The 21254-nt window shown below is 61.5% G+C and carries 22 protein-coding genes; all 22 read right to left on the minus strand.

Annotation, left to right across the window (positions count from 1 at the left end):
• Positions 1-49: 49 nt before the first annotated feature.
• Positions 50-1213 (minus strand): molecular chaperone DnaJ, encoded by a 1164-nt coding sequence (gene dnaJ / locus ACEVJL_RS00515; protein ID WP_008981304.1) that lies wholly within the window; start codon positions 1211-1213, stop codon positions 50-52.
• 121 nt (positions 1214-1334) lie between these two features.
• Positions 1335-3194, minus strand: a complete 1860-nt coding sequence (gene dnaK, locus ACEVJL_RS00520) for a molecular chaperone DnaK (protein ID WP_374736560.1) — start codon at positions 3192-3194, stop codon at positions 1335-1337.
• 196 nt (positions 3195-3390) lie between these two features.
• Positions 3391-3975, minus strand: a complete 585-nt coding sequence (gene grpE, locus ACEVJL_RS00525) for a nucleotide exchange factor GrpE (RefSeq protein WP_374736561.1) — start codon at positions 3973-3975, stop codon at positions 3391-3393.
• Between the two features lie 15 nt (positions 3976-3990).
• Positions 3991-5052 carry a heat-inducible transcriptional repressor HrcA gene (hrcA, locus tag ACEVJL_RS00530; protein WP_374736562.1) on the minus strand — a complete coding sequence of 354 codons (1062 nt, stop codon included), beginning with the start codon at positions 5050-5052 and terminating at the stop codon, positions 3991-3993.
• Between the two features lie 168 nt (positions 5053-5220).
• Positions 5221-5652, minus strand: a complete 432-nt coding sequence (gene aroQ / locus ACEVJL_RS00535) for a type II 3-dehydroquinate dehydratase (protein ID WP_374736563.1) — start codon at positions 5650-5652, stop codon at positions 5221-5223.
• Positions 5649-6872, minus strand: a complete 1224-nt coding sequence (locus ACEVJL_RS00540; protein WP_374736564.1) for a shikimate kinase — start codon at positions 6870-6872, stop codon at positions 5649-5651. The genes aroQ and ACEVJL_RS00540 overlap by 4 nt, the downstream gene beginning before the upstream one ends.
• A complete protein-coding gene (pheA, locus tag ACEVJL_RS00545) occupies positions 6872-8020 on the minus strand; it encodes a prephenate dehydratase (RefSeq protein WP_374736565.1) in 1149 nt (382 codons plus the stop codon). The genes ACEVJL_RS00540 and pheA overlap by 1 nt, the downstream gene beginning before the upstream one ends.
• A gap of 272 nt (positions 8021-8292) precedes the next feature.
• Positions 8293-9369 carry a chorismate synthase gene (gene aroC, locus ACEVJL_RS00550; protein ID WP_374736566.1) on the minus strand — a complete coding sequence of 359 codons (1077 nt, stop codon included), beginning with the start codon at positions 9367-9369 and terminating at the stop codon, positions 8293-8295.
• Positions 9350-10534, minus strand: a complete 1185-nt coding sequence (locus tag ACEVJL_RS00555) for a 3-phosphoshikimate 1-carboxyvinyltransferase (protein ID WP_374736567.1) — start codon at positions 10532-10534, stop codon at positions 9350-9352. The genes aroC and ACEVJL_RS00555 overlap by 20 nt, the downstream gene beginning before the upstream one ends.
• 1 nt (position 10535) lies before the next feature.
• Entirely contained in the window at positions 10536-11621 is a 1086-nt protein-coding gene (gene aroB / locus ACEVJL_RS00560; protein WP_374736568.1) for a 3-dehydroquinate synthase, read from the minus strand.
• On the minus strand, positions 11618-12451 hold the full coding sequence (locus ACEVJL_RS00565) for a prephenate dehydrogenase (RefSeq protein WP_110441928.1): 834 nt from the start codon (positions 12449-12451) through the stop codon (positions 11618-11620). The genes aroB and ACEVJL_RS00565 overlap by 4 nt, the downstream gene beginning before the upstream one ends.
• Before the next feature lie 10 nt (positions 12452-12461).
• Positions 12462-13478 (minus strand): 3-deoxy-7-phosphoheptulonate synthase, encoded by a 1017-nt coding sequence (gene aroF, locus ACEVJL_RS00570; protein WP_020989816.1) that lies wholly within the window; start codon positions 13476-13478, stop codon positions 12462-12464.
• 438 nt (positions 13479-13916) lie between these two features.
• Positions 13917-15293, minus strand: a complete 1377-nt coding sequence (locus tag ACEVJL_RS00575; RefSeq protein WP_374736569.1) for a S1C family serine protease — start codon at positions 15291-15293, stop codon at positions 13917-13919.
• Positions 15294-15435: 142 nt separating this feature from the next.
• On the minus strand, positions 15436-16596 hold the full coding sequence (gene ytvI / locus ACEVJL_RS00580; protein WP_374736570.1) for a sporulation integral membrane protein YtvI: 1161 nt from the start codon (positions 16594-16596) through the stop codon (positions 15436-15438).
• Between the two features lie 81 nt (positions 16597-16677).
• Positions 16678-17544 carry a DegV family protein gene (locus tag ACEVJL_RS00585; RefSeq protein WP_235397107.1) on the minus strand — a complete coding sequence of 289 codons (867 nt, stop codon included), beginning with the start codon at positions 17542-17544 and terminating at the stop codon, positions 16678-16680.
• Positions 17545-17649: 105 nt separating this feature from the next.
• The gene (locus ACEVJL_RS00590; RefSeq protein WP_302668379.1) at positions 17650-17856 is read right to left on the minus strand and encodes a DUF896 domain-containing protein; all 207 of its coding nucleotides are present in this window, start codon (positions 17854-17856) and stop codon (positions 17650-17652) included.
• Positions 17837-18388 carry a Gx transporter family protein gene (locus tag ACEVJL_RS00595; protein WP_374736571.1) on the minus strand — a complete coding sequence of 184 codons (552 nt, stop codon included), beginning with the start codon at positions 18386-18388 and terminating at the stop codon, positions 17837-17839. The genes ACEVJL_RS00590 and ACEVJL_RS00595 overlap by 20 nt, the downstream gene beginning before the upstream one ends.
• Entirely contained in the window at positions 18369-18749 is a 381-nt protein-coding gene (locus ACEVJL_RS00600; RefSeq protein ID WP_374736572.1) for a NusG domain II-containing protein, read from the minus strand. Before ACEVJL_RS00600 ends, ACEVJL_RS00595 begins: the two co-directional genes overlap by 20 nt.
• Entirely contained in the window at positions 18746-19795 is a 1050-nt protein-coding gene (locus ACEVJL_RS00605) for an FAD:protein FMN transferase (RefSeq protein ID WP_374736573.1), read from the minus strand. Before ACEVJL_RS00605 ends, ACEVJL_RS00600 begins: the two co-directional genes overlap by 4 nt.
• Positions 19792-20034 carry an RNA-binding S4 domain-containing protein gene (locus ACEVJL_RS00610; protein WP_008981285.1) on the minus strand — a complete coding sequence of 81 codons (243 nt, stop codon included), beginning with the start codon at positions 20032-20034 and terminating at the stop codon, positions 19792-19794. The genes ACEVJL_RS00605 and ACEVJL_RS00610 overlap by 4 nt, the downstream gene beginning before the upstream one ends.
• An 89-nt stretch (positions 20035-20123) precedes the next feature.
• Positions 20124-20420, minus strand: a complete 297-nt coding sequence (locus ACEVJL_RS00615) for an HU family DNA-binding protein (protein WP_289519162.1) — start codon at positions 20418-20420, stop codon at positions 20124-20126.
• 42 nt (positions 20421-20462) lie between these two features.
• Positions 20463-21251, minus strand: a complete 789-nt coding sequence (mazG, locus tag ACEVJL_RS00620; RefSeq protein WP_008981283.1) for a nucleoside triphosphate pyrophosphohydrolase — start codon at positions 21249-21251, stop codon at positions 20463-20465.
• Positions 21252-21254: the final 3 nt, after the last annotated feature.

The raw sequence follows: 21254 nt of genomic DNA on the forward strand, positions 1-21254 counted from the left end.
CACCCGTCTGGAGAAAGGCGCTTTCAAATGTCCGGTCGATGGCCAGACCTTATTTTTTCTTCTTGTGCTTATCAAAAAATCCCTTCAGGCCGCTCTCTTCCGGCACATTCTCCCCCATGGCCTGAGCAAAGGCCCGCAGGGCCTCCTTCTGCTCGGCGTTCATGGAGGTGGGCACCTGGACCCGGATGGTGACATACTGGTCACCCCGGCCCCGGCCCCGCAGCTCGGGGATACCCTTGCCCCGCAAGCGGAAGGTGGTGCCGGTCTGGGTTCCGGCGGGCAGGGTGTACTTCACCTTGCCGTCAATGGTGGGGATCTCCAGCTCGGCGCCCATGGCCGCCTGGAAGAAGGTCACCGGCTGCTCATAGAGCACGGTGGTGCCGTCGCGGCGGAACTGAGGATGGGGCTTGACCCGCACGCCCACAATGAGGTCGCCGGCGGGGCCGCCGTTTTTGCCCGCGTTGCCCTGGCCCCGCAGGGAGACGGCCTGGCCGTCGTCAATGCCAGCGGGGATGGTAACGGTGATGCGCTTGCTCTTCTTCACGCTGCCGCTGCCCCCACAGCTCTTACAGGGACTGTGGATAATTTTTCCGGTGCCCCGGCAGCGGGTACAGGCCGCGGTGCTGGAGAAGGCGAAGCCGCCGGTACGCTGCTGCACCCGGACCACGCCGGTGCCCCGGCAGTCGGGACAGGTCTCGGCAGTGGTGCCCGGCTGGCAGCCGGAGCCGTGGCATTCGTCGCACTCCTCGGTGCGGTTGAGGTTGATCTCCTTCTCGCAGCCGAAGGCGGCCTCTTCAAAGGTAATGGTCAGGTTGGCCCGCAGGCTCTCCCCCTTCTGGGGACCGTTACGCCGGGCTCCGCCGCCGCCAAAGCCGCCGAACCCACCGCCGCCAAAGAAGGAGCCGAAGATATCGCCCAGGTCAATATCCCCCATGTCAAAGCCGCCGAAGCCGCCGCCGGGACCGCCTGCGCCATAGTTGGGGTCTACTCCCGCATGGCCAAACTGGTCATACCGGGCACGCTTCTGCTCGTCGGACAGGACGCTGTAAGCCTCGTTCACTTCCTTGAACTTGGCCTCTGCCTCCTTGTCGCCGGGGTTCATGTCGGGGTGATATTTTTTAGCCAGCTTCCGGTAGGCCTTTTTAATCTCATCGTCGGAGGCGCCTTTGCTTACGCCCAGCACCTCGTAATAATCTCGTTTCTGTTCTGGCATATGGTTCACCTCTGTTTCTGAGAAAAACGGTGTGATCCTTCGTTTCCTCTCTAATTGGATGCAGACACAAGGGCGCGCAGGCGGGGCATAGCCCCGCCTACGCGGCCGTTACATATGGGAATTATTTTTTGTCGTCATCCACCACGGTGTAATCCGCGTCCACTACGTCATCGCCGCCGTTGCTGCCGCCGGCCTGGCCGCCGCCGAAGTTGGCGCCGCCCATGTCAGGGCCGGGACCAGCCTGGCCGCCCTGCTGCTGGTAGAGCTTCTCGCTGACGGCGTAGAAAGCCTTCTGCAGCTCCTCGGTGGCGTTCTTGATGGCCTCGGTGTCGGAGCCCTTCAGGGTCTCCTTCAGCTTGCCCAGATCGCTCTCGATGTTGGAGCGGTCGCCGGCGTCCATCTTGCCGCCCATCTCCTCCAGGGCCTTCTCGGTCTGGAAGACCATCTGGTCGGCCTGGTTGCGGGTATCGGCAGCCTCGCGCTGCTTCTTGTCCTCGGCGGCAAACTGCTCAGCCTCACGCACAGCCTTATCGATGTCGTCCTTGGACATGTTGGTGGAGGAGGTGATGGTGATGTGCTGCTCCTTGCCGGTGCCCAGGTCCTTGGCGGACACGTTCACAATGCCGTTGGCGTCGATGTCGAAGGTAACCTCGATCTGAGGCACGCCGCGGCGGGCGGGAGCGATTCCGTCCAGATTGAAGCGGCCCAAAGTCTTGTTGTACTGAGCCATCTCACGCTCGCCCTGGAGCACGTGGACCTCAACGGAGGTCTGGTTGTCCGCGGCGGTGGTGAAGGTCTGGCTCTTCTTCACGGGGATGGTGGTGTTGCGCTCAATGAGCTTGGTCATCACGCCGCCCATGGTCTCAATGCCCAGGGACAGGGGGGTGACGTCCAGCAGCAGCAGGTCCTTCACGTCGCCGGTGAACACGCCGCCCTGCAGGGCCGCGCCCAGAGCCACGCACTCGTCGGGGTTGATGCCCTTGAAGCCTTCCTTACCGGTGAGCTTCTTGACCATCTCCTGAACCGCGGGGATACGGCTGGAGCCGCCCACCATCAGGACCTTGGAGATGTCGTTGCCGCTCAGACCGGCATCGCCCATGGCCTGGCGCACAGGACCGGCAGTGGCCTCTACCAGGTGAGCGGTGAGCTGGTCAAACTTGGCACGGCTCAGAGTCAGATCCAGGTGCTTGGGGCCGGTGGCGTCGGCGGTGATATAGGGCAGGTTGATGTTGGTGGAGGTGACGCCGGACAGCTCGATCTTAGCCTTCTCAGCGGCCTCCTTCAGGCGCTGCATGGCAACCTTGTCGCCGGTCAGGTCGATGCCCTCGGCCTTCTTGAACTCAGCAGCCATCCAGTCCATCACGCACTTATCGAAGTCATCGCCGCCCAGACGGTTGTTACCGGCGGTGGCCAGAACCTCGATGACGCCGTCGTCGATGTCCAGGATGGACACGTCGAAGGTGCCGCCGCCCAGGTCGTACACCATGACCTTCTGAGCGGTCTCCTTATCCACACCGTAGGCCAGAGCGGCAGCGGTGGGCTCGTTGATGATACGCTTGACCTCCAGGCCGGCGATCTTGCCGGCGTCCTTGGTGGCCTGACGCTGAGCATCGGTGAAGTAAGCGGGGACGGTGATGACGGCCTCGGAGACGGTCTGGCCCAGATAGGCCTCGGCGTCAGCCTTCAGCTTCTGAAGGATCATGGCGCTGATCTCCTGGGGAGTGTACTTCTTGCCGTCGATGTCCACCTTGTAGTCGGTGCCCATCTCACGCTTGATGGAGATAACGGTGCGGTCGGGGTTGGTGATAGCCTGGCGCTTGGCCACCTGGCCCACCATACGCTCGCCGTCCTTGGAAAAAGCCACCACAGAGGGAGTGGTGCGGTTGCCTTCGGCGTTGGGGATAACGACGGCGTCGCCGCCCTCCATAACCGCCACGCAGCTGTTAGTCGTACCTAAGTCAATACCAATGATCTTGGACATAATGTGTTTCCTCCTAATATATGAAAAGATTGTTGTTTACAAATTTTATAAGGTTTATATTGTCACGCTGCGGATTGGACGCGCGGCCGGGTCGCTTTCGCTCCGTCTCGGGCTGGTCTCCGGGCCGCCCTGCGGCCCTGCGCTCGCCCTCGCTGCGCTCCAAGCTCCCCTGCGCGTCTATCCTCCGCGCTTCGTATCAGTTAGCCACCTTTACCATGGCAAACCGGATGACCTTGTCGCCCAGCTGGAAGCCGGCCTGGAACACGTCGCAGACGGTGTTCTCGCCGAAGTTCTCATCCTCCACATGCATCACGGCATTGTGCAGGTTGGGATCGAAGGTCTCTCCCAGAGCGGGGATCTCGGTGATGCCCAGCTTTTCCAGCACGGTCTTGAGCTGGGTCATGGTCATCTCCACGCCCTTCTTAAAGGCCTCGTCGGCGGTCTCCTGCTTGAGTGCCCGTTCCAGATTGTCGTACACCGGCAGGAAGGCCACAGCCGCATCCGCTTTGGCGTCGTTCCAGATGGAGTCCTTCTCCTTGGCGGTACGGCGGCGGTAGTTGTCGTATTCGGCGGCCAGGCGCAGGTATTTGTCCTCCTGCTGGGCCACCTGATCCTTCAGGGACTCCAGCTCAGTGAGGAGGGGATCGGCGCTCTCGCTCTGAGCCTCGCCCTGGGGCTGGGTCTGCTCGGCCTGGGGTTCGGTCTGAACCTCAGCCTGCTGCTCCACCGGCTCCTGCTGCTCCGGAGCGGTCTGCTCCGCCTTATTTTCTTTCTTGCTCATGAACTAATGTTCCTCCTATTCCTGGTCGTTCCCGTCGCCGGGGGGAAGTTCCCCCTTGCCGAACATCCGGGTCAGGCTGTCGGCGAAATAGGACAAGCGGGCGGTCACCTTGGCGTAGTCCATCCGGGTGGGTCCTACCACCCCGATGACGCCCCGCATATTATCTCCAATGTCATAGCTGGCCATGACCACGCTGGTATCCTTCAGCGCCTCGCTGACGTTTTCCGGCCCGATGAGAATATTCATATTCTGGCCGTTCTCCATGGATACCGGCAGCTTGGACCCCTCCTGGTTTTCCGCCAGGTAGGTCATCAGAGGCTTGGCCTTGTCCAGACTGCGGTACTCAGGGTGTTCCAGCAGATGGGTGATCCCCGAAGTGTGAATGGTCTGGCTGCGCTGCTCCTGAAGCACCTCGATGGCGTACTGCACTACCATGGAGATCAGGTTGAATGCCCCGGGTGCGGAACGGGTCTCCATCTTGTCCAGAGCCTGTTCCATTTCCTCCACGGTCAGACCTACAAAGGAGCTGTTCAAAACGGTGGACAGCAACTGCAGCTGGGTGTCGGAGAGCTCATCGGACAGGTGGATGAGCTTGTTGCGCACCACCGAGTTGTCGGTCATCACCACAGCGATAAAGGCGTTTTCCTCTACCATCAGCAGGTCGTACCGCTTCACCGTCACCCGCTGCTTGGGCTGGGCCATGGTAAAGACGGGGTAGTCGCTGATCTGGGAGAGCACCTTGCCCGCCCGGTCGATGACCCGGTCCAGCTCCTCCATTTTCAGGTTCAGCGCGTCGTTGATGCGCTGGGTCTCCTGCATGGTCAGCTGGTGCTCACCCATGAGCTCGTTGACGTAGAGCCGGTAGCCCATGGGGGACGGAATCCGTCCGGCCGAGGTGTGGGGCTGCTCCAGATAGCCCAGTTCGGTGAGGTCGGCCATCTCATTTCGTATGGTGGCGGTGGAGATGTCCAGTCCGGCCTGCTCTGCCACGGCCTTGGAACCTACCGGTTCCGCGGTGGAGATATAGATCTCAACAATGGCCCGCAGGATTCGCTTTTTTCGATTGGTCAGCTCCATACTCTCGCCTCCATTTCTCATTCTATGTTTTAGCACTCATTCTCCCTGAGTGCTAAAGATAATGTACCACCCACCTGCAAGATTGTCAATAGGTACTTTATGAATTTATTTTAAACAAAAAAAGCCCGGCATTTCTTTGCAGAAATGCCGGGATACTGCTAATTTGACTTACCGTTGTTTCCCAGTCAGATATTGAATGGCGGCCCGGTACCCTTCAAAGCCCATGCCGATAAAGGACTTCTCACAGGCCATCCCTGCATAGGAGATGTGCCGGAATTCCTCCCGGGCATTCACATCGGACAGGTGGACCTCCACGGCGGGCAGGCCCACCGCCTTCAGGGCGTCCAAAATGGCCACGCTGGTGTGGGTATAGGCGGCGGGGTTAATAACGATGCCGTCCATCTTCCCGTAGGCCCACTGGATTTTATCCACAATGGCCCCCTCATGGTTGGACTGGAAGAGCTCCACCTGAGCACCGCACTCGTCTGCCGCCTGGCGGATAAAGGCCTCCAGGGCGGCAAAGTCCTGCTTGCCATAGATGTCCGGCTCCCGAATGCCCAGCATGTTGAGGTTGGGGCCGTTGATGACCAGAATTTTCATCCCATCACCCTCCTGATGATCTCGTCCACGGTGTCCTCCACCGTGCCGTTGTTGTCCACCGTCACCTGGGCCATAGCCTCATAGAGGGGCGCCCGGCGGCGGTAGAGCTCCTCCCGGGGCACGCTTTGGGAGACAGGCCGGCCGTCAGTGGGCAGCTTATCCAGGTCCCGGCGCAGCCAGACCACCACGGAGTTCTCCTCCATTCTGTCCCGGTTCTCCGGCCGGGTCACGATGCCTCCTCCGGCGGAGATGACCTGGCCGGACTCCTTGGCGATCTGAGCCAGAGCCCGGTGTTCCCGGACCCGGAACCCCTCCTCCCCTTCGCTGGCAAAGATGTGGGGGATGGAGCAGCCCGCCTCTTCTATTATCTTCTCGTCCACATCGGCCAGAGGGCGGCCCAGCCGCTGGGCCAATGCTTTGCCCACCGTGGTCTTGCCGCAGCCGGGCATGCCGATGAGGAGGATGTTTTTCGTCTCCCGCTCCAGCTTGGCAGTAATGTTGGCCACCAGTTCGTCGGGCAGCTTTTTGCCCTGGAACCGCTCGGAGGCCGCTTTGGCCTGAGCCACCAGCATCCCCAGGCCGTTGCCCCAGATGAGCCCCCGGTGCTGTGCCTGGAGGAGCAGCTGGGTTTTAGACGGGTTGTAAATGAGATCAAAGACACCCTCACACTGGGGGAACTGGTCCAAATCCACAGGGGAAACTCCGTTGTTTGGGTACATCCCCACCGGCGTGGCGTTGACGATGATCTGGGCATCGGCGTGGCGGTCCAGATTCTGATAGTTATTCTCCCCGGAACGGGAGATGGTAACGACCTCCCTTGCCCCCAGCTCGGAGAGTACCGAGCGCACCGTAAGGGAGGCTCCGCCGCTGCCCAGCACCAGGGCTTTCCGGCCCTCCACCTGGGCACCGGCGGACTTTAACAGGTACAGAAAGCCGTCGTAGTCGGTGTTGTCCCCCAGCAAGGTACCGTCGGAGCGGCGAAGAATGGTGTTCACGCTGCCGATGCGACGGGCGGCCGGGGTGAGCTCGGCACAGTACTCCATCACCGTCTTTTTATAGGGGATGGTAACGTTCAAGCCGTGGAACTCCCCCTTTTGCAGGAAGTCCCCCACCTCCTCCGGCTCCAGAGGGATGAGCCGGTAGGGGTAGTTCCCCAGCAGGCTGTGGATTTTTGGGGAAAAGCTGTGGCCCAGCTTGCGGCCGATGAGCCCGCAGTCCATCAGCAGATCACCTCGTTGTAGGTGCCCAGATAGCGGAAGTGCTCGCTCTCCTCCTCCAGGTCCCGGAAGATCCGCTCCATCTCGGGGGCATACACGGAGCACTCCAGGTCGAAGTAGAACATGAACTCGAACTCCCGGTCAGGGAGAGGACGGCTCTCCAGCTTACGCAGGTTGATGCCCAGGGCGTAGAACTTGGACAGTACATTGTAAAGGGCGCCAGGCTTGTGGGGCAGGGTCATCATCAGAGAGGTGCGGTCGGCCCCGGGATAGATCTCGGAATTCTTGGAGATGCAGATGAAGCGAGTGTAGTTGTTGTCCTGGTCCTGGACGTTCTGCTCCAGGAGATTGAGCCCATAGAGCTCGCCGCAGAAGCGGGAGGACAGGGCGGCCACGTCCCGGCGCTCCGACTGGGCTACCATCTGGGCGGCCAGAGCGGTATTCTCCACCACGGTGACCTTCACGCCCTTCAGGGTGGACAGGTAGCCGGCGCACTGGCTGATGGCCTGCTGGTGGGAGAAGATCTCCTTGATGTCCTCCTTTTTCACCCCGTGCTTACAGAGCAGGTTGTGGCTCACCTTCAGGCGGGCGGAGCGAACGATGGAGAAGTTGTGCTTGGTCATCAGGTCGTAGATGGCGTTGACGGAACCGGCGGTGCTGTTCTCGATGGGCAGCACGCCGTACTGGCACATGCCGCTCTCCACCGCCTTAAAGACGTGCTCAAAGGTATTGAAGTAGAGGATGGCAGGAGCCTTGAAGATGCTGTCGCAGGCAATCTGGGAGTAGGCGCCCTCCACGCCCTGGCAGGCCACGGTAGCCCGCTGGGGGAACAGGTCGGGGGTGGTGTCCAGGGCCTTGCGAATGGTCTCATACACCTTGGAGGTCACACCGGAGCAAGCGTTCTGGTAGGAGCGTCCGGCGGCCAGGATGGTGCGGTACACCGACTGGGTGTAGTCGGCCAGCTCCTCCCCCGCCTGCTCGCCCACCTTGCTCAGCAGGGCGCGCTCCCGGCCCGCGTCCAGGGTAGGCAGGCCGTTTGCCTGCTTATAGGCGGCCACCTCTTTGGAGACCTCCATACGCTGCTTGAACAGGTCCACCATCTGCTGGTCGATGGCGTCAATTCTCTCTCTCAGATCCTTCAGTTCTTCCATCTTCAATCACTCCTTACCTATGGGTGCAATATTCTATGACTGAATAAGGTGGCGAAACAAAGTTTCGCACCAAGCTCTTTTGCGCGCGTGAGTCAAAACCGCAGTTTCGCCTCACGCGGCAAATTTGAATTGGCTTTTCCAATTCAAATTTGTAGTGATTGCACGTGAAAGGGCACCCTGACGGTTCCCTTTCACACTATCCCTCCCTCCGAAACCTCTTGCTTCTCAGAAGCGAAACGAAGTTTCGCACAAAGCTCTTTTGCCTACTTTTCTCACGAGAAAAGTAGGTCGGTGAGGACGAGCGCGGTGACCGCCTCTACTACGGGAACCGCCCGGGGAACGATGCAGGGGTCGTGGCGGCCGGTGACCACCAGCTCCTCCACCTGCTTTTTCGACAGGCTCACCGTCTGCTGCTGTTTGGCAATGGACGGGGTGGGCTTCACCGCCAGACGGAACACCAGGGGCATGCCGTTGGTAATACCCCCCAAAATGCCTCCGGCGTGGTTAGTCTCGGTGACCAGCTTCCCGTCCTTCACGGTAAAGGGGTCGTTGTTCTCCGAGCCCCGCATGGTAGCCACGCCGAAGCCCGCGCCAAACTCCACGCCCTTCACCGCAGGGATACCGAACAGGGCGGCGGCCAGACGGTTCTCCATGCCGCCGAACATGGGCTCTCCCAGCCCGGCGGGTGCTCCGGTGACTAGGCACTCCACAATGCCGCCCACCGAGTCGCCCTCCTCCTTGGCCTGGAGGATGGCCTTGCGCATCCGCTCCCCCGCCTTCTCATCCAGAACCGGGAAGGGAGCCCGCTTCAGAGCGTCCAGCGTCTCCACGCTCTCCCCCATAGGGTCGAAGGGCCGGTCGGCCTCTGCGGCGATGGAGGCGATGTGGGCAGCCACCTCAATGCCCCGGCGTTTTAAGATCTGCAGGCAGATGCCGCCCGCAATGCACAAAGGCGCGGTGAGGCGGCCGGAAAAGTGGCCTCCCCCCGCCACGTCCTGGAAGCCGCCGTACTTCACCTGGGCGGTAAAGTCGGCGTGGCCGGGACGGGGCTTGTCCCGGAGCTGGGCATAGTCCTGGGAGCGGGTGTTGGTGTTTTCAATGAGGGCGGCCAGCGGAGCACCGCAGGTCACATCGTCCACCAAGCCGCTGAGAAACTGGGGCAGGTCGGCCTCCTTGCGGGGGGTGGAGGTGGCGTTTTGTCCCGGAGCCCGGCGCTTTAAAAACCGCCCCAACTCCTCCATGTCCACCCGCTCCCCGGCGGGCAGGCCGTCCACCACGACCCCGATGGCCGGGGAGTGAGACTGTCCAAAGACGGACACGTGGATATGTTCACCCAGATATGAGGCCATGTATTTCTCCTCCCAACGCAGTGTAGTCCTCCCAGAACCGGGGGTAAGATTTTTTCACGCACTCCGCACCCAAAATAGTCACCGGCTCTTTGCAGGCTACAGCGGCCACGGCGGCCATCATGGCGATGCGGTGGTCGTTGCAGCCGTCCACCGTGCCGCCCTCCAGGTGGTCCACCCCCTCCAGGATGAGGGTGTCCCTCCCCACCTGAGCCTTGGCTCCCAGGGCGTTCAAGGTGCGGGCGATGGTCTCCAGGCGGTCGCTCTCCTTTATGCGCAGCCGCCCGGCATGGACAAACCGGGTGGGTCCCTTCCGCACCGCCGCCATGGCGGCCAGCGGGGGCGCCAGGTCGGGGCACTGGGACAGGTCGATGTCCACATCTCCGGGCCGGGCCAGCTTCCAATAGAGGGTACCGATCTGCCGGTCTCCCTGGACGGAATCGGAATTGAGCCCCTGTATGTCTACCTGAGCGCCCAGGAAGTTGGCGGCGTACCAGAAGGCGGCGCCCGACCAGTCGGCCTCCAAGGTCAGGTCCCGTGCCTGATAGGTCTGGTTTCCCGGCACCAGGAAGCCGTCCTCCTGCTCCTCCACCTTTATATCAAACCGGCGGAGCATATCCAGCGTCATATCCACATAGCCCCGGGATTCCAGGGGTGTGGTGAGGACGATCCGGCTGTCTCCAGGCAGCAGAGGCAGGGCATAGAGCAGCCCGGTGATAAACTGGCTGGACACGTTGCCGGGAAGGGCATAGACGCCCGGCTCCAGCTGACCTTCCACGGTCAGGCAGGCCCCCTCCTGGTTCCACAAAATCCCCTTCTCCTCAAATAAGCGGATGTAGGGACCCTGGGGCCGCTCCATCAGCCGTCCCCGGCCGGTAAAGTGGCTGCCGCCCCGCACAGCCAGGGCCACCGGGATGAGAAAGCGCAGGGTGGAACCCGACTCGCCGCAGTCCAGCAAAGGCAGTCCATCCGCCTGTGCGGGCTGTCCGCTTTTCAGAGCGGCTACACAGTCCTGAGTGGCCTGAATATCCTCGGAAACCGCCAGGTTGGAGAGCTTTCCCTCCCCCTGGGCCAGCATGAGGGCAAGCACCGCCCGGTGGGTCTGGGACTTGCTGGAGGGCGGGGTGACCGCTCCCTTCAGCGTTCCCGGCAGAATGGTCACATTCATCTCAGTTTCCTTTCCACATGGGGGCCAGAGCCTCCAGCAGCGCTTCCCGGGACATGGCGTGGGGAACGGCCTTTCCCAGCTCCTCCAGCACGATGAGGCGGATGTCGCTGCCGGCGTTCTTCTTGTCCAGGCCCACCGCCTCCACCAGGGTATCCCAGGGACAGGGAATGGTGAGGGGCAGCTGGTACTCCTTTAATATATTCTGGATGGTCTCGGTCGTTCCGGCGGGAGTGATGCCCATCTGTTCCCCCAGCCGGGCGGCTACGCACATGCCAGCGGCCACCCCCTGGCCGTGGGTCCAGGTCTCGTAATGGCCGGCCAGCTCAAAGGCATGGCCGATGGTGTGGCCGAAGTTCAGTACCATCCGCTCGCCGGTGTCCCGCTCATCGTTGAGGACAACTTTGCGCTTGATGTCACAGCAGGTGTGGATGACCTCCTCGATGTGCTCCATCACGCCGTCCCGTCCGCCCCAGGCGGCCAGCTTGTCAAAGAAAGCCCGGTCCCGGATGCAGCCGTACTTGATGACCTCGGCCATGCCGTCGGAGAAGGTGCGGTCGGTGAGGGTGGTGAGCACCTCCGGGTCAATGAGCACGCCCTTGGGCTGCCAGAAGGCCCCGGCCAGGTTCTTGCCCGCGTGCAGGTCGATGGCCACCTTGCCGCCCACGGAGGAGTCCACCTGAGCCAGGAGGGTGGTGGGGATCTGGATGTAATCCACACCCCGCAGCACGGTGGCGGCGGCAAAGCCCGCCAGGTCGCCCACCACGCCGCCGCCCAGAGCAATCACGGCGTCGGTGCGGGTGAGGCGGGCGGCCATCATGGCCTCCCACAGCTCCTGGAGCCGCTCCACACACTTGCTCTCTTCCCCGGCGGGAACGGTGTGGAGAATGGCACAGAACCCCGCTTTTTCCAGACTGTCCAGCACCCGCTGGCCATAGAGGGGACCTACCGTGCTGTCGGTAACCACAAAGAGGGCCTTGGCCCGGGGCAGCACCGCCTTGCACCGCTCCCCCACTCGGTCCAGGAGCCCACGCTCAATTTCAATGTCGTAGGCCCGGCCGGGCAGGTCTACCGTCAGGATTTTACTCATTGTCCATCCACCTTCTCTTTGCAGATCCGGCCCTCCGCCAGGAGGGTACAAAGCCGGTCGCCGTTGCCCTGCTCCAGGGCTTCCCGGTACTCCTGGAGGCTGCCGATCATCTGGTCCAGCTCCTGAAGCAGGAAGGTCCGGTTCTCCAGAAACAGGTCGGTCCACATGTGCTCGTTGAGCCAGGCCACCCGGGTCAAATCCATGTAGCTGCCCGCCGAGTAGCCCTTGTGCATCTGGGCTCGGGGACTCTTTACATAGGCGTTGGAGATGACGTGGCACATCTGGGAGGTATAGGCGATCATCTCGTCGTGGTGCTCCGCGGTGGTCACCGTCAGGTGGGCAAAGCCGGCGGGGGTCAGGAGCTTTTTCACCCGGTCCAGCAGCAAAATATCGTCGGCCTGGGGCGGGACCACTACCATAGGCGCCCCGTCAAACATATCTGCCTTGCTGTTGGCAAAGCCGGAGAACTGGGTGCCCGCCATGGGGTGGCCGCCCACAAAGGTGAAGCCATACTGCTCCGCCAGGCGGAAGCCCACCTTGCAAACCTCCTGCTTGACGCCGCAGCAGTCCATCACCAAAGTGGTGCCGGGGATGTAAGGAGCCATGCGCTCCAGATACTCCATGGTCACCTCGGGGTACAGGGCCACCAGCAGCAGCTCGCACTCCCCGATGGTGTTCTCGTCCAGGTCGCCCGCCAGCACCCCCTGGAGCTTGGCAAAGTCCTGGACCACCCGGTTTCCGTCGTAGCCGTAGACGGTGGCACCGCTGCGCTCGTAGGCCTTGGCCAGGGAGCCGCCGATCAGCCCTAAGCCTGCAATTCCAACTACCATGCCTGCCTCCTTACTCCTCGCTCAGGGCGGCGGCACGCACCCGGCGCACCGCCTTGGCCACGTCCTCAAACTGCTCGGGCCGCAGGGACTGGGCGCCGTCACACAGGGCGTGGGGCGGATCGTTGTGGACCTCGATGATGAGGCCGTCGGCGCCGCAGGCGGCGGCCGCCATGGCCATGGGCTTCACGTACCGGGCCACGCCGGTGGCGTGGCTGGGGTCCACCACCACAGGCAGGTGGGTGAGCTCATGGAGGACGGTAACGGCGGACAGGTCCAGGGTGTTGCGGGTGGCAGTCTCAAAGGTACGGATGCCACGCTCACAGAGGATGACGTTCTCGTTGCCGCCGGCCATGATGTACTCCGCGCTCATCAGCAGCTCCTTGAGGGTGTTGGCAAGGCCCCGCTTGATGAGGATGGGTTTCCGGGTCTTGCCCAGCTCCTTCAAAAGCTCAAAGTTCTGCATGTTCCGGGCGCCCACCTGGATGACGTCCACGTCCTCGAAGAGAGGCAGGTGGTTGGCGTTCATGATTTCGGTGACGATGGGCAGTCCGGTCTCCCGCTTGGCCTCCAGCAGCAGCTCGATGCCGTCGGCCTTCAGGCCCTGGAAGTCATAGGGGGAGGTGCGGGGCTTGAACGCACCGCCGCGGAGCATAGTGGCTCCGGCGGCCTTGACGCTTTTGGCCACCGAAATGATCTGCTCCTCGCTCTCCACGGAACAGGGCCCGGCGATCAGGGCGAAGTTCCCGTGGCCCACTTTCAGCTTCTGCTCGCCAACTTCGATGATGGAGTCCTTGGGATGGAACTTCCGGTTGGCACTTTTAAACGGCTCAGAAATATGCTTGACCCCCTCTACAATGTCCAGTCCGGTGATCAGGTCGTCATCCAGCTTGCTGATGTCGCCGATGACGCCGATGATGGTGGCGTAGTCTCCCTTGGAAACGTGGGTACGCAAGTTCTGGGCCTCGATCCACTGGATCAGATCCCGTACCCGCTCTTCCTTTGCGTCCTGTTTTACAATGATAATCATAGCTGTTCTCCTCCTTGCTTCACCGGGCAAATGAAAAAGCCTGCGGTGAAGTGTCATTCACCGCAGGCCTAAAACTTCCCTATTCCCCGCTTACGCGAAACTGGGGAGCCCTTTGTTTGCAGCAAAAAACACTCTTACCTTTTTGAACCAAAAGCCAAAAAAGTAAAAGTAGCCAAAAAAGTAAGCCGCAAACTGCTTCATCATGAAATTTGGCTCCTTTCCTCGTTCTCGCGTTGGGTTGTTTTTATGGTAGCACCGGCTTTTCTCCCTGTCAATCATAAAACAATAGGATATTTTCACAAAATTATATCCTTGTCAAGCCTCCGGATTTTGTTATTTTGCCGCCATTTCCAAACATAAAAAACCCCCGGGTCTTGCCAGACCCGGGGTAAAAGAGAGGGGAGAGGAAAACCGATGAGAAATCGGTAGAACGTAATATTACCAACTGTATCCGCTGAAGGGCCAGCCATAGGAGCCGCCGGACTGCTGCTGTTGCTGTTGCTTCTGATTGGACTCCTGCTGGACCTGATTGGCAGCCTCAGTCTGCTCATTCTTCTCGTCGAAGGTAATGGAGAGGGTGATCTTATCGCTGCCCCGCAGAACCGTCAGAGTGGCGGTGTCGCCGGCCTTGTAGTTGCTGGACAGGGCGGCAGTGAGGGCGGAGCTGGAGTCGATGGCGGTGTCGTCAATGGCGGTGATGATATCGCCCTGCTGCAGGCCAGCCTTCTGGGCGCAGGAGCCGTCCGCCACGCTCTCCACATAGGCGCCGGCGCTGATGCCGTAGCGCTGCGCGTACTCAGGCACGGAGGAGACCTGAACACCCATATAGGGCTTACCAGTAACGTAGCCGTGCTCGATGAGATCTTCGATGATGTCCTTGACATCGTTGATGGGGATGGCGAAGCCCAGGCCCTCGGCAGACACACCGGAGGAGGACTCGGTCATCTTGGCGGAGACCACCCCCACCACATTGCCGTAGCTGTCAAACAGGGGGCCGCCGGAGTTGCCGGGGTTGATGGCACAGTTGGTCTGCAGCACGTTCAGGGTGGTGGAAACGGTGTTGCCGTTGGCATCCTGGCTGGAGGTGGTGATGAGCCGGTCCAGAGCGGAGACGATGCCGTCAGTAAGGGTATAGGTCAGCTCACCCAGGGGGTTGCCGATGGCGTAGACGCTTTCGCCCACCACCAGCTGGCTGCTGTCGCCCAGGGTGACGTGCTGCAGGCCGGTGGCATCGATTTTCAGCACAGCAATGTCGTTATCCTGCTCGCCGCCCACCAGTTGAGCGGTGTACTTGGTGCCGTCGGCAAAGGAGACCTCAATACTGACGGAGGAATCGTTGGCTGCGTCCTCAATGACATGGTAGTTGGTGACGATGTAGCCATCCTGGGTCAGCACAAAGCCGGAACCGGTAGCGGCGGAGGTGGTGGTCTGGCCGAAGATATTCACCGTGGTGTTCACAGTAATGCCCACGCAGGAGGCCAGGTTGGCCGCGTAGAGCTGCTCAGGAGTCATAGGCTCCCCGTTATTGTTGTTGACCATCGTCTGTACGGTGGGGCGATTTCCCTCATAGATCACGGTTCCGCCCCGGCTCAAATTCTGATACAGGGCTGCACCGCCCACGCCGGCGCCGCCGCCCACGATGGCACAGGCCAGCACCAGGGCTACGACCTTCTTGGAAAAACCTCTGCCCGGCTTCTTCCGGTTCTCGGGTCCTTCCGGATTGGGAACCGCGGGGGTGGGATCAACATATTCTCCAAAGCTTCCCCGGTAGCCGTCATTCTCGCTATTATAAAAGTTGAACTCGTTGTTTTCCATAACTGCTTCACTCCTCTATGGTCTCTTGGAGGTCCTCCTCCGTTCGACTGGGGCAAGTATAAAGGAAAAATATGAAGAAACCATGAAGAAAAAGCATGCGTTTTTTGAATTTTCCCAAAACAAATTTTGACAACTTATCCAGCTATTCGCTCTCGGGGCGCTCCCGCAAAATGGCGATCACATCCTCCACAGCAGCCTCCGCGTCCGCTCGAACCCCGTCAAACAGGCCCAATTTCACCAGATTCAGGGCGATCAGCAGGACAGTTGGGCCCAAAATCATCCCCAGCACGCCCCCCAGACGCATACCTACATAGATGCTCACCAGGGACAAAATGGGAGACAGACCGGTCTGGTCGCCCACGAATTTGGGCTCGCCCACCCGGCGAAACAGGGCGATCAGTCCCCAGATCACCATCAGACGGATGGCGCCCCCCAGATTTCCGGTAAACAGGTCAATGACCGCCCAGGGCACCATGACGGTCCCCGCGCCGATGATGGGGATAAAGTCCATCACCGCCAGCACAAGGGCCAGCAGCAGGCCGTAGGGCTGATGGATGATAAAGAAGCCGCCCAGCAGGATAAAGAACACACCCACCGACAGGAGAAACTCTGCCTTCAGATAGCCGCCGAGGGCCGCCAGGGCAGTATCCCGCACCTGGACCAGAAAGGCCAGCAGCCGCCGGTCGGTGCGCCGGGCCGCCGCGGTGCGCAGGTCGGGGTAGTCGGCGGTGAGCAGATAGGAGGCCATGATATAGATGATCAGCGCCAGGCCAAAGGAGGGCAAGCTCAGAGCCTTATCCTTGGCATAGTTCACCAGCCCCTCCAGCATCCCGGGCAGGGTGTTTTTCAGCCACTCCAGCACGCTGTCCCACACCGAATCTACCGTCTCGTTGAGAGCCGGAGGCACCAGGTCCCAGAAGCGGGCAAAAATCTGCTCCAACTGCTGGAAGATTCCCTCCAGATTGGCCAGCAGGTCGTCCCAGCTCTGCACCAGGGAGATCAGCTGAGCTCCAGCAGCATAAATGAGGCCGCCCAGCGCCGCGCCCATCAGCCCGAACAGCAGCACCAGCACCAGCAGCGACCACAGCTTTCGGGACCCTCCCAGAGTGCTCCTCAGCCACCGCACCGCCGGGTGGAGGATGGCGGCGGTGATCAGAGCCGCTACAAAGGGAGCCATCAGCGACAGCAGAGGCAGCCCCACCTTCCACAGCAGCCACAGCCCCACAATCAGCAGCACCAGCCGAATGCCGATCCGGAACCACAGTCTTCCTCTGGCCCGCCAGGTCAGCTTTTGTTCTTTCATCTCATGTCACTCCTTGTTTCCACGCCAAAATGGACACAGCGGCCCCGCACCGGAATTTCCGGAGCGGGGCCGCAAAGAAGATCACTGTTCCCGGTATACCACACCAATGAGGTTGGGACCGGCATTGATGGCGATGACGCCGCCGATGGGATAGACCATATCGGCAGGAGCGCCGAACTCCTCCTCACAGGCCCGAATCAGAGCATCGGCCATGGGGGCGTTGTCCGCCTTGATGACCATGTAGGGGCTGGCCGCCTGACGGGTCTTGCGGCAGCGCTCCATAATGGCGGGGATGATGTTTTTCTCTCCCCGCACCTTGGAGAGGATCTTGGACTCGCCGTTTTCAAAGGTCATGATGGGCTTGAGTCCCAGGGCGTCGCCCACAAAGGCGGCCGCCGCCGACACACGGCCCGACTTCTTGGCAAAGCGCAGGTCCAGCGGGGCAAAGAGCACCCGCACGTGGTCCAGCCAGTCCTGAATATAGGCCACCACCTTGTCCGGATCGGTGCCCACCGCGGCCATCTTGGCTCCCTGAACCACAGCCCAGCCGTAGGTCATGGTGTAGTTGTGGGAGTCGATGATGGTGATCTGAAAGTTCTCCCGGGCCTCGGGATGCTCCTCATAAAACTCCTCCCGGGCCTGGACGGCGTTCTGATGGGTGGCCGAGCCCTTAGAGTTAATGGAGGTATAGATGAGGTGGGTATAGCCGTTATCGTAGGCCTGCTCAAAGCACTGCTCAAAGACATAGGGGTTGAGCTGAGCATGGGTGGGGATCTGCGGGGCGCTGAGCAGCATCCCGTAAAACTCCTCCGGAGTAAAATCATAGCCGTCTTCATACTCCTTGTCCCCCATGGCGATGGGGAAGGGGAGCACCTGAATATCCAGCTCCTCCCGCAGGGCGCGGGGGATGTCGGCGGCAGAATCGGTAACCATTTTTACGTAAGCCATAGCGGCCTCCTAAATCAAAATCTTATGTGTCCTCCCGACAGCCGCCCACAGGGGCTGTCTGGGGCCATTATTGCAGAAAGGGCAAGGCTTGTCAAGAAAAGGGAGTCAATCTTTGCGTTTTTCTAATTTGACCCGGGAGCCGTCCGGCTTCTGGATCCAGGTGTTGTTCAGCTGTCCCTCCAGATTGGCCTTCACCGAGTCGATATAGGCCCGGCGCAGCTTGCCCCGCTCCTCTTTCTCCTCCTCGGTCAGTTCCCGCTCCTTGGCCAGCCGGGCCAGCTCATTGATGCGGTCAATGTCCTTTTGCTCCATGGTTTTCCTCCTTCCGCCCGGACGCCAGCCGGTCCAGGCGCTGCATCAAAAATTGGGCGCACAGCCCAGTAAACAGTCCTGCCCCCGCTCCGGCGATCACCAGGTAGGGCAGGTAGGCCAGCACCGCCCAGGTCTTCATCACCCCGGCGGCCACCAGCAGCTGGCCCAGGTTGTGGCAGATGGCGGCCAGGGGGCTGCACAGCCACAGCTGCTTCACGGTGAGCAGCCGCTTGAGCCCCACCATGGCCAGCCAGCACAGAAGGCCGCCCCCCAGGCTGTACAGCAGGGTCATCATCTGTCCGGAGAACACCGCGCCCAGAAACACCCGGCTCACCAGCACCAGCAGGGCGTCTCCCGCCCCCAGGGCAAAGACGGTGTACACCGTCACAATATTGGCAAGGCCCAGCTTGACCCCCGGGATAGGCACCGCCACCGGGATCTGGGCCTCCACCATAAAGATGGTCAGGGCAATGGCGGTGAGCAGGGCCAGCCGGGTCACTCGCCGCGCCCCTTTAACCGACCGCTGCGTCAACCTGGCTCCCTCCTCCCGTGATCTGGATGATGACCTGATTGGGCAGACAGACGATGGGCTCGCTGCCGTCGCCGATCCATCCCTGGTGGACACAGATCTGGTCCGGGCAGGAGGCCTCACTGATGCAGATGCGCCCCGGCTCCACCTGCACGGTATTGAGCGCCCCGTTCTCCCCCTCAATGACAAAGGAGTAGGACTCCTTCACCTGGGTCAGGTCGATCTCCCGGAGCACCTGCCCCTTCTGGGTGATCTTGGCGATCTGGGCCTCCTGGGGGTTCAGCTTGCGCCATACCAGCACGCCCGCCGACAAAAGCACCACGGCCGCCAGCACGCCGGCAAGGATCTTGGTCTGTTTGTTCATCGGTGGATCACCGTCACTTCCCGGTCCTGGTAGCCGTCAGCCAGGGTAAAGTGCTCCTCCAGGCCTTCGGTCACCGCGATGGTGCCGTCCTGGGAGACAAAGATAGCCTCAAAGTCCAGCTCCGGGTGGTCCTTCCAGAACTGGGCGCCCTTCTCCTCCCCCATAACGAACAAGGCGGTGGACAACGCGTCACACACCGTCCCGTCGGAGCCTACAATGCTCACCGAGTCCACCCCGCTGTCGGCGGGAGCGGCGGTGGCAGGGTCCATGATGTGGCAGTAGGTCTGGCCGTCCTGCTCAAAGTAGCGCTGGTAGTCTCCGGAGGTGACCACCGCCTGGTCAGCCACTTCCACAATGGCCAGATAGCCCCCCTCCTGGGAGTTGGGGTCCTGGATGCCTACCCGCCAGCGGGAGCCGTCCGGCTTGGTCCCCACCGTCTGAATGTTGCCGCCCAGCTCCAGCAGAGCGGAGGTCACCCCCAGCTCCTTCAGGTCCTGGGAGAGCACCTCTCCCAGGCGGCCCTTGGCCACGGCGCCCAGGTCCAGGGACATGCCGCCCGGCAGACGGGCCTGGCCGGTCTGCTCATCCAGCTCTAGCTGGGTGTAGTCGATAGTTCCCACCAGCCGCTCCAGCTCTGCCTCATCAGGCACACGGTACACTCCGGTAGGGAAGCCCCAGGCCTGCACGGCGGAGTATGCAGTAATATCCAGCGCGCCGTCAGTGAGGGCACACAGCTCCAGACCGCGGCTCAGAATCTCCCGGGTATCCTCAGACAGCTCCACCCAGTTTCCGCCGCTGTGGTTCAGCGCCCAGATTTCGCTGTTCTCATCGGTGGCCGACCACAGCTTTTCCAGCTTCTGAATGGTCTGCTCCGCCTGATCCAGCCCCTGCTGGGCCTGATCGCCGTAGACGGTGAGCAGCATCACCGTATCCATAGCAAATACCTGGCTGCTCTGGGAGGAAACCTTCTGCTCTCCTCCGCAGCCCGTCAGCACCGCTCCCGCCGCCAGCACGCCAGCCAGCAGCAAGCTCAGCCGCCCCTTCACAGCAGCTCCCGGTACATGGCCGCCGCGTCGGCCTTGCCCACGTTGTCGGCCACCAGCAGCACCTCTACCTTTACCACCCGCTCGCCAAAGCGCAGCTCCAGCACGTCTCCCGCCTTCACATCGTAGCTGGCCTTTACCGGCCGGCCGTTGGCGGTGACCCGCTGGTTGTCGCAGGCCTCGTTGGCCACCGTGCGCCGCTTGATGAGCCGGGATACCTTCAGCCATTTATCCAGTCGCATTGCATTGTCCTTTCCAAAGCAAAAGATAATTTCCAAGAAAAAGGGGCGCCGCCTTCCGCGGCGCCCCCAAGGGTCAGCGTTGCAGTGCTTCAGCCCGCCACCGCGTCCTTCAGAGCCTTGCCGGCCTTGAAGACAGGGGTCTTGGTCTGGGGGATCTCGATCTCGGTGCCGGTCTTGGGATTGCGGCCCACCCGAGCGGCGCGGGTCTTCACCTCAAAGGAGCCAAAGCCCACCAGCTGCACCTTCTCCTCCCGGGTCAGCGCTTCGGCAATGGCCTCCACGGTGGCAGTAATGGCAGCCTCAGCGTCCTTCTTGGACAGCTGGGTCTTATCGGCCACGGCGTTGATGAGTTCGGTCTTGTTCATAGCGTGTCTCCTCCTAAGAATTTGCGCGGCCTTGGGAAAGGCCTGTCCTTTGCGTGGGGCGTTTCAGCCCTCCTGTTGCTTGGCGCGGGCCCAAAGCTCCTCCAGCTGGGCCAGCTCCATCTGGTCCAGGCTCTCTCCCTGGGCCAGCCGCTCCACAGCGCGAAAGCGGCGGATAAACTTTTCGCAGGCCTGAGTCAGCGCCTGCTCGCTGTCCACGTGGAGAAAGCGTCCCGCCTTCACCGCGGCAAACAGCAGGTCGCCCAGCTCCTCCTGAGGGTCTCCGTCGCCCTGAGCGGCGCGGCGCAGCTCCCCCACCTCCTCGTCCAGCTTGTCCAGGGCGGGAGCCAGGTCCGGCCAGTCAAAACCCGCTTTGCGGGCCTTGTCCTGCAATTTTTCTGCCCGGATCAGGGCGGGCAGAGAACGCGCCACCGCATCCAGCGTGTCGCCGGCGGTGCGCTGGTGCTTCTCCTGGCGTTTCTGAGCGTCCCAGGTCTCCAGAGCCTGGTCGCTGTCCTCCGCCTGCACGGTGCCAAACACGTGGGGATGGCGGAAGACCATCTTCTTGGCCACGCCGTCCACCACATCCTGAAAGGTAAACAGACCTTCCTCCTTGGCCATCTGGGCGTGGAACACCACCTGGAGCAGTACGTCCCCGAGCTCCTCTTTCAGGTGCTCCGGGTTCTTTTCGTCAATGGCCTCTGCGGCCTCGTAGGCCTCCTCCAGCATGTTGCGCCGGATGCTCTCGTGGGTCTGCTCCCGGTCCCAGGGGCATCCCCCGGGGGCGCGCAGCAGAGCCACGATCCGCTCCAGATCCTCCATACCATAGGAGTCCATGCACTCAAAATCTACCACAAC

The sequence above is a fragment of the Flintibacter porci genome (assembly GCF_041925195.1).
GTDB classification, from domain to species: domain Bacteria; phylum Bacillota; class Clostridia; order Oscillospirales; family Oscillospiraceae; genus Lawsonibacter; species Lawsonibacter porci.